Here is a 16177-nt window from a genome sequence, read left to right on the forward strand (position 1 = left end):
TATCAGGGTCGCTCGCGCTCACGCGCGGGTGGCCGACGCACGGCGCGAGTTCCACCACCGGCTCTCAACGAGGATCATGCGCGACAACCAAGCGATTGCCGTTGAGGACCTGGCGGTGAAGGGGCTCGCCCGTACGCGCCTGGCTAAGTCCGTCCACGACGCGGGGTGGTCGGCGTTCGTGGCGATGCTGGAGTACAAGGCTGCGAAGTTCGGCCGTAGCTTCCTGCGCATCGGTCGGTTCGAGCCGACCTCCCAGGTCTGCTCGCAGTGTGGTGTCAAGGACGGCCCCAAGCCCCTGCACATTCGTGTGTGGGAATGCGGGGCTTGCGGGGCTGTCCTCGACCGGGACATCAACGCGGCGGTCAACGTCGCCAAGGCCGCTGGACTGGCGGTGTCAGCCTGTGGAGCGCAGGTAAGACCGGTACGCGTACCGGCCCAGCGCGGTGAAGCAGGAACCCACCGAGACGGTCAGTCGACCGTGGTAGGAATCCCCGGGCTCTAGCCCGGGGAGCGGAAGTCAACACCAGGACTGGGTGGAGCGCCTCGCCCGCGCCGCCGAGGCGGCAGCCGCGCGGCCCGCGGCCTGACCCGAGCGACCGCCCCACCCCCACCCCTTGCGCCGCCGTCCCCACCGGCGCCGCAAGGGCGCCCACCACCGCACCCCCGAGGCGGGGCGGCCGGGCCCGTCCCCTGGCGTCACCCCCGTTTCCTGCCGCAGGCTGGTACCGGATATCGGGCGAGGACGCGGGGGGAGGCGGGGATGGAGGAGGGGACGCGCGAAGAGCTGATCGGGCGGCTGGTCGGGGTGGTGGGGGACCGCCAGGGCGCGCATCCGGTGCGGGTGGCGGTGGACGGGGCGCCGGGGGCCGGCAAGACGACGTTGGCGGACGAACTGGCCGGGGCGCTGCGGGCGCAGGGGCGCGAGGTGATCCGGGCGACGGTGGACGACTTCCTTGTCCCCCGGGCGCAGCGCTACCGGCGAGGCCGGTACTCGGCGGAGGGCTGTTACTTCGACGCGCACGACCGGGCCGCGCTGCGCCGGGTCCTGCTCGATCCGCTGGGCCCGGGCGGGGACCGCCGGTTCCGGACCGCGGCCTACGACCACGCGGCCGACGCCCGGGTGTCCCCGCCGCCCGCGGTCGCCGCCGCGGACGCGGTGCTGCTCTTCGACGGGGTCTTCCTCATGCGCCCGGAGCTGGTCGACCGGTGGGAGCTGAGGATCTTCGTGGCGGTGCCGTTCGAGCAGACGGTCGAACGCGCGCGGCGGCGAAGCGCGGCGTCGGGGGACGGCGCCGCGGTGGAACGGTCGTGGCGCGACCGCTACATCCCCGCGCAGGAGCTGTACTTCGCCACGGCCCACCCGGAGGAGAGCGCCGACGTCGTCGTCCACAACGGCCGGCTCCGGCACCCGGCCTGGGAAGTGCGGCCGCGCTCGTCGGCCTGCGGAATGTGACAGCGCGGGGAGGGGTGCGGCGGCAGAATGAGGGGGTGGCGGAATTCGGGGAACTGCGGCTTTCGGACGGCTCGTTGGTGCGGGTGGAGCTCGCGCCGGCGGGGGTGGTGACCGTGGGGGAGGGCGAGGACCTGCCGGAGGGATTCAGGGCGCCGGTGCCGGTGGGGCGCGGCGTGGCGGCGGGGGTGCTGCGTACGGTGCTGCGGCCGTTGGGCCTGGTGCTCCAGGAGGTGCACGACAGTGTCGGCGCTCTGGCCGACCCGCCGCAGGAGGTGACCGTGGAGTTGGGGTTGCAGTTCGGGCAGGACCTGAAGCTGGGCATCGTCGGGGCGAACGGCCAGGCGAGCATGAAGGTGAGCGCCACCTGGCGGCGCGGCGCCGCGGGCGCGGACCCGGTGTAGCCGATGGGGTGGTTCGAGGGGGCCGCGCAGGGGCCGAACGGTCCGGGGCGGAAAGCCGTGATCACGGTCTTCGCGTCGGGCGGCGGGCGGACCGCGGGGGCCGCGGTGCAGTTGTCGGGCCGGTGGCTGCTGACGTGTGCGCACGTGGTGAACGAAGCGCTGGGCGTGCCGATGGAGTCGGTGGCGGACCCGGCGGACGCGCTGGTGGAGGTGGCGTTCTCGGGGCTGCGCGACGAGGTGCGGCGGCAGGCGCGGGTGCGGCACTGGATGCCGAGGAGGGCCGTGCCGGATGGCGCCTTCGGGTGGCTCGCGGACCTGGCGGTGCTGGAGCTGTGCGGTGAGCCGCCCGGCGCGGCCCGGCCGGTGGTGTGGCGGGACATGGCCGTGGGGCAGCGGGCGGCGGCCTGGTACGGCACGGGCCAGGAGTACAGCTACGCGGACGTGGTGGTCGGGTCCTGCGACGGCCCGCTGGGGTATGTGGACGGGGCCCTGGCCGGCGCGGCCATCGGCCCCGGCTACAGCGGCGGCCCGCTGTGCCTGCCCGACGGCACCGCGGTCGGTCTGGTGGTGGCGCATGTCCCGGCGGCTGGGGGGCCGTTCTCACCGGGGGAGGTGATCCGCCGGGCGATCGTGGCGCCGTGGCAGGCCGTACGCGCCGAACTCGCGGCGGCCGGGGTGAGCGCGGACCTGACGACGCCGGCCGAACCGGCCGAACCGGCGCCTTACACCCACCTGTTGGCGCACATAGAGCAGCAACTGGCCGTCCTGCTCGGCGACCCCGCCATCCGCGCCGACCGCGCCGGCCAGCTCGCCGAACGCCATGGACTGGCCCGCCCGCGGGACGGATCGGCGCCCACCTACCGGGAGTTCGCCGACTTCCTGCTCAACCGCCCCCGCACCACCGCCGACTTCGCCGAGCTGCACGCCCCCGCGCTCGGCACCGACGCCGAACGGGCCGCCCTGGGCGCCTTGGTGCACCTCGCCCACAGCGAAGGGGCCGCGGCGCTGCTGTCCACGGGCGAGCACCGTGAACTGCTGTCCCGCCTCGGCGACTTGTGCGCGGCGGACGGCACGCTGCTGCCCCGCGCCGCGCAGGGCGCCCTGCCGTACACCCCCCTGCCCCCGGTCCTGCGGCCGCACCGGCTGCCGGCCGGCGGCCTGGAGGCGGCCGTGCGGTCCCTGGAGGCGTTCGGCGGGGACAGCGCCCGCGTCCCGCACGGCGCCCGCCGGGTCCCTGCGCTGCTGCGCGTGGCGGAGTACGCCGCCGCGCTCGGTGCCGCACGCGGTACGGGCGGGACCGCGCAGCTGCACGCCTGGAGCGACCGGGTCGCCCGGCGGCTGGGCGTGCCGCACGCGGCGCTGGCCGAACGGCGGCAGGACGCCGCGGAGTGGGCGGACCGGCAGCGCGAGGGGCACCAGCGGATCGTCGTGGTGGAACTGGACCGGCGGGAGGGCGACCCGCCCCGCCACTTCCGCTGCGTGCTGTGGCGCAGCCGCGCCGACGGCACCCCGGCACGGGTGGCGACCGGCCCGGACCGCCCGCTGCCGCCCGCGGCGATCGCCCGCCTCATCCGCGAGGCCGCCGACGGCGCCGACGGCGACCCGGCCCTGGTCGAGGTGTGGGTGGACAACGACCACCTTCAACTGCCGGTGGACGAGTGGGACGACACGGAACCGTACGACGGCGCGTACGACGACGGGCCCGCAGACGCGTACGCACAGCCGGCCGCGGACCCGGACGACGGGGGCCCGGGCGCCGACGACGGCCTGTCCGCGCCGCTCGGCGAGGAGTTCCACGTGGTGCTCCGCTGCCGCACCCCGCACCGCAACGCCTCAGCCGTCGCCCGCCGTTGGGCCGCCCGCGCGCTCGCCGAACCGCTCGTCGTCGACGGCCGCGCCACCGACCCGAAGGCGGCGATCGTCCGGCTGAAGAAGGACCGCGGCTGCGGCCGGGTGGTGATCCACGGCCCGAGCGCCCACCGCGACAAGGTCCTGCGGGCGTGCCTGCTGCTCGGCGTACCGGTGGTGCTGTGGGACCGCACCGCGGAGACGTACGACCACGCGCCGCGGCTCGACCCGGTCGGGCCCGCCGGACCGCTGGACGGGCTGCACGAACGGGTGCGGCGGTTCCGGGTCGACGCCTACGCCGAACCGGCGAAGTACCCGGCCCGGCCCGCACTGGTCTGGGACGACCCGGACCGGCCGCTGCCCGACGGACTGTGGCTCGCCGACCCCGAGAGCAGCGAGGTGTGAGGACCCGATGACGACTGACGACCGCAACGACCTGGAGACCGGCGGCGATCTGGAGACGGGCGGTGCCCGCGAACCGGGCGGTGCCCGCGAACCCGCCTACGCCTGGCACCTGTTCAAGGGCGACGGCCGGGCCCGCGAACCCGACCTGCCGCCGGCCCCGCCCTGGCGCCGCCCCACGGGCGGCGACCGGGAAGCGCCCGCCCGCCCCTACCTGATCGGCGCCCGCGAGACGCACATCGTCAACGCGGCACTCCACCTGCGCCGCCCGCTGCTGGTCACCGGCCACCCCGGCACCGGCAAGTCCTCGCTGGCGCACGCCGTCGCCCACGAACTGGGACTCGGCCGGGTGCTGCACTGGCCGGTCAACAGCCGCTCCACGCTCCACGACGCGCTCTACCGGTACGACGCGATCGGCCGGCTGCGGGAGACCACCCTGCACCGCGACCGGGGCGAGCCGGAGCCCGGCATCGGCACGTACGTGCGGCTCGGGCCGCTCGGTACCGCGCTCGCCCAGCGCGGCCGCCCGCGCGTCCTGCTCGTCGACGAACTCGACAAGGGCGACGTCGACCTCCCGAACGACCTGCTCGCCGCCTTCGAGGACGGCCGGTTCGAGATCCCCGAACTCGCCCGGCTGCCCGAGGAGCAGCCCGTGGTGGAGGTGCCGACCGAGGACCCGGGGGAGCGGGTGGCCGTGGAGCGCGGTGTGGTGCACTGCCGGGAGTTCCCGGTGGTGGTCATCACCAGCAACGGCGAACGGGACTTCCCGCCCGCCTTCCTGCGCCGCTGCGTCCGGCTGGACCTGCCCGAGCCGGACCGCGACCGGCTCCGGGACATCGTCGCCGCGCACCTCGGCCCGGAGGGGCTGGCCCGCGCCGAGGACCTGCTCGACGTCTTCGAGAACCGCCGCGCGCCGGGCGAACTCGCCACCGACCAGCTGCTGAACGCGGTCTTCCTGCGGGTCGGCGGCGTGGACACCGACGCCGAAGGACTCCTGGACGCGGTGCTGCACAGCCTGGGCCGGACGGTGTGACCGCCCGGTGGACCAGCTGCTGAACCTCCTCGACGCCTGCGGAATCCCCCTGGACCCGCAGGAGTTCCTGGACGTCCTCTGGCTGGCCGAGCGGATGCCGCGCGGCGCGGGCGCACCGCTGGCCGAGGCCGCGGGCCCGCTGCCGGAAGCGGCGGGCGAGGAGGAGCCGGCGGCAGCGGCCGCCGCACCGGACGACGCCCCGGCGCCGCCGCCGGAACCGGGGACGGTACCGGCGCACGCCGCCGGGCGCGGGTGGGACGAGCCGGCGGCCGCAGCCGCGGCACCCGCCCTGCCGGTCAAGCTGCCCGAACACGGCGCGCTCGGCGGCGCCGCCCTGCCGCTGGGCCGGGCCCTGCGCGCGCTGCGGGTCGACCGCCCGGCCGCGCACCGCACCGAACTGGACGAACCGGCGACGGCCGCCGCCTACGCGGAGACCGGGCTGCCCGACGTGGTGCTGCGACCCGCGCGGGAACGCGGACTGGACCTCGTCCTGGTCCTGGACGACGGCCTGTCGATGCTCCTGTGGCGGCGGCTCGGCACCGAACTGCGCACGCTGATGGAGCGGTTGGGGGCCTTCCGCACCGTACGCGTGCACGGCCTGGGTAGCCGCGGGCCCGACGCCCCGTACCTCTCCGCCCGCCCCTTCGCCGCCGCCGCCAAGCTCCCGCCCGCGGTCGCCGCCGACCCCTCGGGCCGCAGTCTCGTCCTCGTCGTCAGCGACGGGGTCGGCGAGGCGTGGCGCGACGGCCGGATGCACGGCGCGCTCGACCGCTGGGCGGCCACCGGCCCCACGGCCGTGATGCAGGTGCTCCCGCCCCGGTTGTGGCAGGGCTCCGGCATCCACGCCGAACGGTGGCGGGTGACGTCCCGTCAGGCCGCAGCGGCCAACAGCACCTGGCAGGTCGACGACCCGCTCCTGCCGCCCGGCGCAGTCGACTTCGACGGCATGCCCGTACCGGTGCTCCAGCCCACCCCGGAGTCGGTCGCCGCCTGGGCGCGGCTGGTCGGCTCCGCGGGCAGCAGCGCCGTCCTCCCGCTGATGGCACCGCAGTACGTCCGGCCCCGCCGCAACCCGGCGCCCACCCGCGGCCCCGACCCGGCCGAGGCCGTCCTCCGCTTCCGCGACGCGGCGTCCGCCGAGGCGTACCGGCTGGCCGCGCACCTCGCCGCCGTGGACACCGTGTCCGTGCCGGTCATGCGGCTGATCCAGCGGGCGGTGCCGTGGCCCTGTGAGACCGCCCACCTGGCCGAGGTCTTCCTCGGCGGCCTCATGCACCCGGTCGCGGACGGGCGGCCCGCGCACGAGCAGAGCTTCCGCTTCTCCGCCGCCGCCCGGCAGATCCTCGTCGACACCGTGCCGGCGGCCGAACTGGCCGGCAGCCGCCGCGCGGTGGCCGCGCTGCTGGCCGAACTGCCGTCGGCGGCGGGTCGGTTCGCCGCGTGGCTGCCGCACCCGGGAGGCGCCGGCCAACTGTCCTCCGCTGCCCGCCCGTTCGCGGACCTCGGCCCGGGTGTGCTGCGGGCGGCGGGGGTGGGCGGGCTGGAGGGTGCGACGGCCGTGGACGGGGGAGTGGATACGGGGGTGGCGGCGCGCCGGGCAACGGGAGGGGCCGGCATCGGCGTCGGTACGGTCCTGGGCGGCCGCTACCGCCTGGAGGCGTTGCTCGGCCAAGGCGCCATCGGGCACGTGTACGCGGCCACCGACCGGATTCTGGGCGGCGCCGTTGCCGTGAAGGTGCTGGCGGGGTACGACGCGTGGGCGGGCGGCCGCGGTGCCGAACACAAGCGCCGGTTCCGCGAGGAGGCGCTGAAGGCCGTGTCCTTGCGGCACCCCAACATCGCGCGCCTGCGCGACCTGGGCGAGCACGACGGCCGGCCGTTCCTCGTCTCGGAAATGCTCCGCGGCACCGACTTCCGGCAAGTCCTGCGGGACCGCAGGGTCTCGCTCGCGGACGTGCTCGCGTACGGCGTCCGGATCGGCGACGGGCTGCGGCACGCCCACGCGCGCGGCCTGGTCCACCGGAACCTCGCGCCCGGCAACCTGATGCTGCTGCCGGACGGCACCGTCAAGATCTGCGACTTCGGCTCGGCGCCCAGGTACGTGGTCGGCGCGGCGACCGTCGGGCCGCTGGTGTTCACCTCGCCCGAGCAGGCGCGGGGCCGCCCGGCCACCGAGCGGTCCGACCTGTACGCCCTGGGCTGCGTGCTCTACGCGCTGCTCGCCGGGGAGCGTCCGTCCGACGCGGACGTCGCGCTGCTGCTCACCGGCCGTCCGGTGCACCGGCCGCTGGAGCCGATCGAACGGCGCCACCCGGAAGTCCCGACCGAACTAGCAGCGCTGGTAGGTGAGTTGATGGCCATCGCCCCGCAGGATCGCCCCGCGGGCGCCGCCGAGGTGGTGGCCCGGTTGGACAGCATGCGGGCCGCGCTGAGCGGGCCACCGCGCACGATCTCCGCGCCGCTCGGCTACAACGCGGCCGTCGAGACGGGCCCGGAGCGGCTGCTGCGCAACCAGGCGGCGACGCAGCGGCCGCAGCAGGAGCGGACGAGGCCGCCGACGGCGCGGTTCGCGATGGCCGGGAGGAACGAAGAGGCCGAACGGCGGCGGAAGTCGGCGCTGATCCGCACCCCGCTGCTGCCCTGCCACCGGATCGCGGTGCTCAGCCTCAAGGGCGGCGTCGGTATGACGACCACCACGGCCGTCCTCGGTGCGACGCTCGCCGGCGAGCGGCAGGACAAGGTCCTGGCGATCGACGCGAACCCGGACGGGGGCACCCTCGGGCGCCGGGTGCGGCGGGAGACGGGTGCGACCGTCCGCGATCTGGTGGACGCGCTGCCGCGGGTGCGCGGGTACCGGGACATCCGCCGGTTCACCTCGCTGGCGCCCTCGGGCCTGGAGGTCCTCGCCAATGACGTGGACCCCGAGGCCAGGACCGCGTTGACCGACGAGGACTACCGGCGGGTCGTCGACGTACTGGGCCGCCACTACCCGCTGATCCTCACCGACGCCGGCGCCGGTCTGCTCTACAGCGCGATGCGCGGCGTGCTGGACCTGGCTGACCAGCTGATCGTCGTCACCACGCCGTCCGTGGACGGCGCCTCCAGCGCGAGCACCACCCTCGACTGGCTGTCCGCGCACGGCTATGCCGAGCTGGTCTCCCGCGGCCTGACCGTCATCTCCGGGGTGCGCGAGACCGGCCGGACGATCAAGGTGGACGACCTCGTGGCGCACTTCCGGACCCGCTGCCGCGGCGTCCAAGTGGTGCCGCTCGACCGGCACTTGGCGGAGGACGGCGAGATCGACCTGGACATGCTGCGGCCGGCGACCCGCGAGGCGTACTTCAACCTTGCCGCGATGGTGGCCGAGGGCTTCGGACCGGCGGAACCCGACGGCGGCGCGCTCCCGCCGCCGTAGCGGCACACACCCGGGTCCGGGCCGCGGCGGGAGAGCGCTGCGACCCGGACCCGGGTGTTCGGACGGTCAGGCAGTCAGGGCGGCCGGACCGTCAGGGGGTGACGACGATCTTCTTGCCCGGGGAGGACGCCTGGGCCTCCCACGCCTTGGTCGCGTCGTCCAACGCGTAGGTGGCGGTGGGCAGGACGAAGGAGCCGGCCGCGGCGAGGGCAGCGACGCGGTTGTACGCGGCGAAGGCGTCCGCCGGCTTCGCGGTGGTGCCGCTGAAACCGATCAGGGACAGCTGCGCGCCGCGGAGCATCTCGACCCGGAACGCGCTCTCGTCGCCCGCCGCCGCACCGATGTTGAGGTAGCGGCCGCCCGGCACCAGGCAGCCCAGCGCGGGCACCGCCCAGGGGCCCCACAGCGGGTCGACGACCAGGTCGACCGGGCCGCCGAGCTCGGCCAGCTGCTCGGCCAGCGGCTGGTCGCCGAGGACCACGGTGCCGTCCGCGTCGGCGACCTGCGCGAGGCGCTCGGGGTTGCGGCCGGCCGCGATGACGCGCTTGGCACCGGCGAGCTTGGCCAGCTGGACGGCGGCGGTGCCGAGCGGGCCGGTCGCGCCGAGCACGAGGACGCTCTCGCCCTCCTGGAGCCCGGCCTTGCGCAGCGACAGGTCGGCGCCCGCGCCGACGGCGCCGATCGCCGCGGCGACCACGCTGTCCAGCCCGTCCGGGACAGGGATGCAGGCCCCGCGGTCGGTGAGGAGCAGCTCGGCCAGCCCGCCGTTGACCCCCGGCACCAGACCGGCCGGCACCGTGGCGTGCACGCGAAGACCCTGGTCGGGCCCGGTGGTTATGGTGCCGACGACCTCGAAGCCGGGCACGTACGGGACCTTCGGCGGACCGGCGCGGTGGTGGCCGTCCGCCACGTGCAGGTCGATCGAGTTCAGTGCGGTCGCCTCGACCTTGACGACCACCTGCTTCTCGGTGGCCGGGGTCGGGTCGGCGAGGTCGGTCGCATGCGGTGCGGCGCCGACTTCTTCGATCACTGCCGCTTTCATCGCTGCTGCTCCTTCTCGGCGGTGGCACCGCCGGGGACGTCACTGGGTCGGCTGCCGTTGCCGTATGCGTGCGGTTGAGTGGGTCTCGGAACCGTGGGCATGGGCCGGAGCGTAGCACGTGACCGACTGGTCGGTCACCGCTCCGGAAAGTCGCCTCAGGCCGCTGACCGGCGGGCGGGCATATACTCCGAAGTTATGGCAGCAGGAGTGCAGATGCCCGGAGCGTTGCAGACACGTGAGGCGTTGCTCGACGCCGGCGTGGCGCTGGCGGAGCAGCACGGCCTGGGCGGTCTGAGCGTGAACATGGTGGTCGCGCGGGCGGGGGTGGCCAAAGGCACCTTCTATGTCCACTTCAAGGACCGGGCGACGTTCGTCGACGCCATGCACAAGCGCTTCCACGCCCGGGTGCAGGAGGCCGTGGACGAGGCGATCGCCGGCCTGGCGCCCGGTGCCGAGCGGATCTTCCGCAGCACCGAGGCGTATCTCGACGTGTCGCTGGCGAACCGCGGCGTCAAGGCGCTGGCCCTGGAGGCCCGTTCCGACCCGACGGTGCAGGGCTCCATGGCGGCCCGCCGGGAGCGGCTGGCGGCGGCGGGAGTGGTCGACCTGGAGGTGATGGGCTGGGAGGACGCCGAGGCGGCCGCGCAGCTGATCGCCGCGATGACCCGGGAGATCTCGGTGCTGGAGTTCGACGCCGGGCGTCCGCTGCCCGCCTCGCGCCGGGTGCTCCGGCGGTTCCTCGGCATCTGAGCGCCGCGCGGGGCCTGAGCGCCGCACCGGTCCTGTGCCCCGCGGCGGGGCCGACCGGCCGGTCCGTGGGGTACCGACGGGCATTGCGGCTTCCCCCTTCGCTGCGCCATGCTCTCCCTCGCCCGCACGCACAGCGCTCTTTGCCGAACACTCCCGCAAACGGGGAAACGGAAAGCGAACTTCCGGAATGGCTACGGTAGAACGTTGGAAAGTAAATAGTCAACCAAAAGAAGTCATGGGTGCTCGGCGATTTTCCCGTTGAACCTGCCGAAAATGGACAAAATCCGAAGAACCCGGGGTGGCCGTGGATGTATGCGCGGCGTGGCGAATGCTACGGACGGTAGTTTTCCCGCGGCTTGTTTGCGGGCCCCGCTGCGCGGCAAGCATGTCACCTGACCTGCGCTGGTGCCGGAGGGCGCCGGCTCATTTCTTAACGCCCCGGTTACATCGGCGGACGCCCGGCGTCCGCCGGTGGGACAAGCCGGAAAAACCCTAGACTTGCGCAGGTGGCCGTAAACCGGTTGCCGGTGAGGCTGGTTTTTGGGATTTCGGTATGGGAGTCTGGACCAATAAACGGCCGGAGTCTTGGCTGAGCATGCGGGGAGGCTAAATCGTGTCGGCGGGACAAGATGCGATCACTGAGACGAAAACCTGCTCACCTGAGCGGGCTGACGACGTGTACAGACTCTGGTCGCTGTTCGACAACTCGTCCGCGCGCATTGCGCATGTGGATCTTGATCTCCGCCTGATCGGGAGCAATGTCGGTTTCGCCGATGTTTTCGGACTTTCGGTCCAGGATCTCCCCGGTGTCCCCCTCGTCGACCTGGTGCATGTGCGGGCCAGGGACGCGCTGACCCGGCGGCTGCTGTCGCTGGCGCGCGGCGAGCGGAGCCGGTTCAGCGACCGGGTCGCCGCCCTGACCAGCGCCGGGCGGACCAGCACCGAGCTGACCGGGATCGCGGTGACGGACGACGCGGGGCACATCGACTCGCTCGTCGTCCTGCTGGAGTTGGAGCCCGGCCCCGAGGGCGAGGGCGTGCCCTCCGCGCCCGCGCCGGCCGCCGAGCGAAAGCCGCTGACCAGGATGGAAGCGCTCGTCCTGGAAGGCGTGGCGGCCGGAATGTCCACGGTTCAGCTCGCTTCAAAGCTTTTCCTGAGCCGAGGTGGAGTCGAATATCACGTCAGTGCGCTGATGAAAAACCTCGAAGCGGCCAATCGATCCGAGCTGGTCTCCCGAGCCTATTCGGCCGGACTGTTCCGGATGGGGAGTTGGCCGCCGCTGGTGGTCGAGGGATTTGTCGAGTAGCGCCTGACCGGGTCGGGCTGGAAAGCTGTCAACGCGCGCTCCACGAAGGAGTGGCGGCCGGTCGGCCGCCTGCCTGCGGCACGTGGGGCGCCGCGGCCGGAGAGCGGCAGGTAAGTGCAGCGGGCACGGTGAAAGCGCCGGGGGAGGGCGAGTGCAGCGCGACTGGCGGTCGGCCGCAATGGGCCCTGCCCACCTCGCCGGGGTGTCCGCGGCTCCACCGGGGCATTGCCGCAGGACGATCATCCAGAAGGAATGCGTCTGATCCATGGCGATGTACGGGACCGGCGACTCGGCCGGCTGGGATGATCGCGTACGCCGACCGGTCGCCGACACCGGTACGGCAGATCGTATGAAACGCATAGAACGCTCGGCTGCCGTGCCCACGGAAAGAGCCGGGGCACGAGCGCGCCGCGAGCCGGGTCGCCGCGGCGGACGGCCCCCGCCGCCCCGCCCGGGCTGACTCCCGGCACGACTTGCGCCTCCGGGAGAACCAAGACCGATGTGTCGGTAGTCCTTCATAGGGAGACATGTCGGGCAAGCGCGATGTCATGGCTGGGAGACGACGGGAACCCCGGCCGGAGATGGCCTCGCTCCACCGCCGCACCGCGGGGTCGCGGTGGGTCATGAGACAGCGTCACGTCACGACGGTCTTCGCACCACCTTCGTTCACTGAGCGAGCAGGGGAGAAGGAAACAATGACAGAGGCACTGGTCTTTAACCTCAGCAGCAGGGGGAGCCAGCAGGAGATCCTCCGGTCGCTCTTCGAGCGGTCCGGCATGTGCATGGCCAAGTTAGACAGCGCGTTCCGGCTGGTCGAGGTGAACGCCGAGTTCTCCGGCCAGTTCGGCTGCCGACCCGCGGAGTTGGGCGGGCGCCGCTTCGCCGACCTGCTGCACTCCGACGCCCGGGCCCAGGTCGGCCGACAGTTCTCCCGGCTGGTCGCCGACCGCGGGAGCCGTTTCACCGAGCCCACCGTGGCGTTCCGGCAGAAGGACTCCACCGTGTTCAGCGGCGAGTTGACCGGCTTCACCGTGCGTGGCGAGAGCGAAGGCGACACCGACGGCCTGATGGCCCTGGTCTGCCCGGACAACGGCAGCCGCCCGGACCCGGCACCCGCACCGCACCGTCTGGTGCTGACCGATATCGAAGCGCGCATTCTCGAAGGTGTGGCGCTCGGTATGTCGACGGTGAACCTGGCCTCCATGCTCTATCTGAGCCGTGGCGGCATCGGCTATCACGTCGACACCCTGATGCGTAAGCTCAAGGTCAAGAACCGTCCCGCGGTCGTTTCCAAGGCGTACTCCATAGGTCTGATCCGCCCAGGGTGGCCACCACGCGTCTATCCGTACTGAGTACCTCCTGTCAGGCGTGCGCGTCCGTTTCCGCAGAAGTCACCGGCCCGGTTCCCGGCGGGCGGCACCGGATTTCCGCCCGGTGCCGCCCGCCGTTCTTCTCACGTCAACTGCTGGGCCGGAACAGGGTCCTTCAGGCCGCTCGTTTCCTTGTTGGGGCGCAGCGTCGTGTAGGTGAAGACGATGCCGATCACGACCAGGGCCGTCGCCACCCACAGACCGGCGTGGTAGCCGTGCAGGAACGCCTGCGACGGGTTCGCCCCGGAGTGCAGCTTGGCGGTCTGCTGGGAGCGCAGCACCGCGCCGATGATGGTGATGCCGAGCAGGCCGGCCACCTCGCGGGCGTCGTTGAGCAGCGCCGAGGCGACCCCGGCCTGGGCCTCCGGGGTGTTCTGCATGACGGCGTTGGTCATCGGCACGTTCATGATGCCCATGCCGCCGCCGAGCACGATCAGGCAGGGCAGCAGCGAGGCGAACGTCGAGTGCTCGTCGTGCATGTTGAGCATGATGAGGCCGACCGTCATCATCACCATGCCGAGCGAGACCGTGCGGTGCCCGCCGATCCAGCCCTCCATCAGCGTGGAGAACCCGGCGAACGCGGCGAGCGCGAACGCCATCGGCACGAAGAGCAGGCCCGACTTCAGCGGGGAGAAGCCGAGGACGTCCTGCAGGTACATCGAGGTGAAGAAGTAGATGGCGAGGGCGCCGAAGGCCCAGATCATCTGGGTGGTGATGCCGCCGGTGAACTGGCGGATGCGGAACAGCCGCAGGTTGACCATGGGGGCGACCGAGCGGGTCTCGAAGACGAAGAAGGCCACCGCGAAGATCCCGGCGACGACGAACGCCGCCACGATCTCCGGCGCGCCCCAGCCGGCGTCGTTGCCCTCGATCAGCGCGTAGGTGACCGCGAACAGCGCGACCGCGGAGGTGACCAGGCCGCCGACGTCCAGGACGTGGCCGGCGGCGGCCGACCGGGACTCGCGGACCGTGCGGACGCTCAGCGCGAGGGTCACCACGCCGACCGGCACGTTGATCAGGAAGATCCAGCCCCAGCGGATGTTCTCGGTGATCAGGCCGCCGGTCACCGGCCCGAGGGCCAGGCCGAAGGCGGCGCTCACCGTCCACAGGCCGATCGCGCTGGTGCGCTCCTTCACGTCGGTGAAGGTGTTGGTGATGATCGCCAGCGTGGCGGGCGTGAGCAGGGCCGCGCCGATGCCCTGGACGGCCCGGCTGCTGATCAGCATCCCGCCGTTGCCGGCGAGGCCCGCCGACAGCGAGGAGAGGGTGAAGATGATCAGGCCGATCATGTACAGCCGGCGGCGGCCGTAGGCGTCGGCGAGGCGGCCGCCGGCCAGCAGCAGGCCGGCCAGGGTGAGCAGGTAGCTGCTGACGATCCACTCCAGCCCGGCCTCCGAAAGGTGCAGGCTGCGCTGGATGGTGGGGATCGCCACGTTGATGATGTTCAGGTCCAGATAGGTCATGAACGTGGCCAGGCTGACCGCGAGGAGGGACCACCACCGCAGCGGGTCCGGGGCTTCTCGGCGCGCGTCCTGGTCTTGTGCCTGGTCGCTGGCCGACTCCATGCTGGATGTCACAGGGCCTGTTCCCTTCCGCGTCGGGTCGCTCCTGCGCGGCCCGTGCGTCGATTGCGGGTACGTCGGGGGGTGTTCCTGGTCGCCTGGCCCACCGAGTCTACCATGTGACCGACCGGTCGGTCACGCTGGGTGGGCGGAGAACACCAGGGGGATTCCAGAGGGGGGTCCACAGGCGGTTCCAGAGGGCGGCCGGAGAGGTCTCCGGAGGGGTACGGGCGGGGGGAGAGCGAAGAACCCCACGGGCGTGTCGATGCCCGTGGGGTTCTTCTCGCGCACACTGCTGAGGGTCGGTCAGATGGGCAGGAAGCGGCCGGTGCGGGAGATGTACTCGCGGTACTCGCCGCCGAACTCCGAGGCGGACAGCCGCTTCTCCTCCCGCATCGCGGTCGTGGTCAGCCGGACTATCGCGTAGAGCAGCGGCAGCAGCGTCCCCAGGTGCGGGAACATCGCGAAGGCACCGAGGAACCCGAGCAGGAACGACGAGTAGAAGGGGTGCCGGATCTTCGAGTACGCGCCGTACGTCACGATCGACACCGGCGCGTCGTCCTCCTGGTGCCACAGGGCCAGCGGCACCCGGTGCGTGCCGAGGGTGAAGAACATCAGCGCGATCGAGCCGCCGGCGAGCACGGCGCCGATCGCGGTGAGCGTCGTCACCGCCTTGCCCATGCTGATCCACGAGTGCCAGTGCGCCAGCCGCGCGGCGATCAGGAACGGGGGGACGACGAAGAAGGGCGCTCCGGTCAGCCACCAGCCGAGGTTGAAGCTGCCGCCTTTGAAGAACACCCGGGGCAGCACGCCGATCACCACGAAGTCGGCGAGCACCAGCACCATGACAGGGACGTTCACTTGCTATCAGCCTCCGAAGTCGGACGGGCACCGGCCACGGTGGCCGGCAGAAGGGGACGGGGTCTCACGCGGCCGATTCCTGGAGCAGCGTGACGAGTTCGCCGAGGCTGTCGATCTCGCGGAGGCGGGCCTGGGTGAACACGGCGTCGAACTCCTCCTGCAGGTCGACGATCATCTCGACCAACATGAAGCTGTCGGCGGCCAGGTCCTTCATCAGGGTGTCCGGCGTGAGGTCGCTCGCGGGTACGCGCAGTACCCCGGCGACCCGTTCGGCCACGGTCTCGAAGCTGATCGTGTTGGCGGGCATGGGCTCCCTCGCAAGACGGGCGGCGACTGTGAGCCAGCCGCCGAGGTGTCGGGCTGAAACGTGCTGGTACGCCGGGTCGTTCGCCCGGTAGTCGCGGAGCAACCGCGTCGCGTTGGCCGGGTCGGCCTTGAACAGCGCCTCCTTGACCGTCCACAGCCGCAGGAGGTCGTCGTGGGGCTCGTCGTCGCGCAGGTAGAACCGGGCCGCCGCCGGGCGCACCGGCCGGTCGTGCTCGAGGTCGACGCCGACACCGTCGGCGGCGCCGCCGAGGAGCACCGCCGCCACGCCCGCGCGTTCGGTGTGGGTCACCGAGGCGCGCGGGTGCGGGAAGCGGTAGCCGGCCGGGTCGCCGGGCAGACCGGCCGCCGCCGCGGCGATCCGCAGGGCGTCCCGGCCGGCCCGGGGCCGGTTGACCGTGGCGACGAGT

At 73.0% G+C, this 16177-nt stretch carries 13 protein-coding genes; 9 read left to right on the plus strand and 4 right to left on the minus strand.

Translation table 11 applies throughout. The features are described from left to right. The 6 genes from AC3ERT_RS35735 to AC3ERT_RS35760 form a co-directional block, all read left to right on the plus strand. A partial coding sequence (locus AC3ERT_RS35735; protein ID WP_435179260.1) for an RNA-guided endonuclease InsQ/TnpB family protein occupies nucleotides 1-502 on the plus strand: 502 nt, incomplete at its 5' end. A 258-nt stretch (nucleotides 503-760) separates the two neighbouring features. Beyond that, the gene (locus AC3ERT_RS35740) at nucleotides 761-1453 is read left to right on the plus strand and encodes a cytidylate kinase family protein (RefSeq protein ID WP_435137814.1); all 693 of its coding nucleotides are present in this window, start codon (nucleotides 761-763) and stop codon (nucleotides 1451-1453) included. A 35-nt stretch (nucleotides 1454-1488) separates the two neighbouring features. Next, on the plus strand, nucleotides 1489-1854 hold the full coding sequence (locus tag AC3ERT_RS35745) for a CU044_2847 family protein (RefSeq protein WP_335981177.1): 366 nt from the start codon (nucleotides 1489-1491) through the stop codon (nucleotides 1852-1854). A 3-nt stretch (nucleotides 1855-1857) separates the two neighbouring features. Next, nucleotides 1858-4107, plus strand: a complete 2250-nt coding sequence (locus AC3ERT_RS35750; RefSeq protein ID WP_435179262.1) for a VMAP-C domain-containing protein — start codon at nucleotides 1858-1860, stop codon at nucleotides 4105-4107. 7 nt (nucleotides 4108-4114) lie between these two features. Further along, a complete protein-coding gene (locus AC3ERT_RS35755; protein WP_435179264.1) occupies nucleotides 4115-5137 on the plus strand; it encodes an AAA family ATPase in 1023 nt (340 codons plus the stop codon). A 7-nt stretch (nucleotides 5138-5144) separates the two neighbouring features. Beyond that, a complete protein-coding gene (locus AC3ERT_RS35760) occupies nucleotides 5145-8552 on the plus strand; it encodes an SAV_2336 N-terminal domain-related protein (RefSeq protein WP_435179266.1) in 3408 nt (1135 codons plus the stop codon). Between the two features lie 91 nt (nucleotides 8553-8643). Here the strand turns inward: AC3ERT_RS35760 and AC3ERT_RS35765 are convergent, their stop codons facing one another. Beyond that, a complete protein-coding gene (locus AC3ERT_RS35765; RefSeq protein WP_335981181.1) occupies nucleotides 8644-9594 on the minus strand; it encodes a zinc-binding dehydrogenase in 951 nt (316 codons plus the stop codon). Between the two features lie 195 nt (nucleotides 9595-9789). Here AC3ERT_RS35765 and AC3ERT_RS35770 point away from each other — a divergent pair, with 195 nt between their 5' ends. The 3 genes from AC3ERT_RS35770 to AC3ERT_RS35780 all read left to right on the plus strand — a co-directional run bounded on the left by AC3ERT_RS35770 (nucleotide 9790) and on the right by AC3ERT_RS35780 (nucleotide 13002). Beyond that, nucleotides 9790-10344, plus strand: coding sequence for a TetR/AcrR family transcriptional regulator (locus tag AC3ERT_RS35770; protein WP_335981182.1), 555 nt, complete (start codon nucleotides 9790-9792; stop codon nucleotides 10342-10344). A gap of 613 nt (nucleotides 10345-10957) precedes the next feature. After that, nucleotides 10958-11650, plus strand: a complete 693-nt coding sequence (locus AC3ERT_RS35775) for a helix-turn-helix transcriptional regulator (RefSeq protein WP_335981183.1) — start codon at nucleotides 10958-10960, stop codon at nucleotides 11648-11650. Nucleotides 11651-12345: 695 nt separating this feature from the next. Next, a complete protein-coding gene (locus AC3ERT_RS35780) occupies nucleotides 12346-13002 on the plus strand; it encodes a PAS domain S-box protein (protein WP_335981184.1) in 657 nt (218 codons plus the stop codon). Nucleotides 13003-13103: 101 nt separating this feature from the next. Here AC3ERT_RS35780 and AC3ERT_RS35785 read toward each other — a convergent pair whose 3' ends face one another. The 3 genes from AC3ERT_RS35785 to AC3ERT_RS35795 all read right to left on the minus strand — a co-directional run. Further along, nucleotides 13104-14597 carry an MFS transporter gene (locus tag AC3ERT_RS35785; protein WP_435179269.1) on the minus strand — a complete coding sequence of 498 codons (1494 nt, stop codon included), beginning with the start codon at nucleotides 14595-14597 and terminating at the stop codon, nucleotides 13104-13106. 291 nt (nucleotides 14598-14888) lie between these two features. Next, nucleotides 14889-15443, minus strand: a complete 555-nt coding sequence (locus AC3ERT_RS35790; RefSeq protein WP_335981186.1) for a methyltransferase family protein — start codon at nucleotides 15441-15443, stop codon at nucleotides 14889-14891. A gap of 64 nt (nucleotides 15444-15507) precedes the next feature. Continuing rightward, on the minus strand, nucleotides 15508-16177 hold a 670-nt coding region (locus tag AC3ERT_RS35795), incomplete at its 5' end, for a phosphopantetheine-binding protein (RefSeq protein ID WP_335981188.1).

This window comes from Actinacidiphila sp. bgisy145 (assembly GCF_057708125.1).

What these genes read in the sequence shown, in the direction of transcription:
- AC3ERT_RS35740 (WP_435137814.1), top strand. Translation starts at nt 761, where the DNA reads ATGGAGGAGGGGACGCGCGAAGAGCTGATCGGGCGGCTGGTCGGGGTG.
- AC3ERT_RS35765 (WP_335981181.1), bottom strand. Translation starts at nt 9,594, where the DNA reads ATGAAAGCGGCAGTGATCGAAGAAGTCGGCGCCGCACCGCATGCGACC.
- AC3ERT_RS35770 (WP_335981182.1), top strand. Translation starts at nt 9,790, where the DNA reads ATGGCAGCAGGAGTGCAGATGCCCGGAGCGTTGCAGACACGTGAGGCG.
- AC3ERT_RS35750 (WP_435179262.1), top strand. Translation starts at nt 1,858, where the DNA reads ATGGGGTGGTTCGAGGGGGCCGCGCAGGGGCCGAACGGTCCGGGGCGG.
- AC3ERT_RS35755 (WP_435179264.1), top strand. Translation starts at nt 4,115, where the DNA reads ATGACGACTGACGACCGCAACGACCTGGAGACCGGCGGCGATCTGGAG.
- AC3ERT_RS35780 (WP_335981184.1), top strand. Translation starts at nt 12,346, where the DNA reads ATGACAGAGGCACTGGTCTTTAACCTCAGCAGCAGGGGGAGCCAGCAG.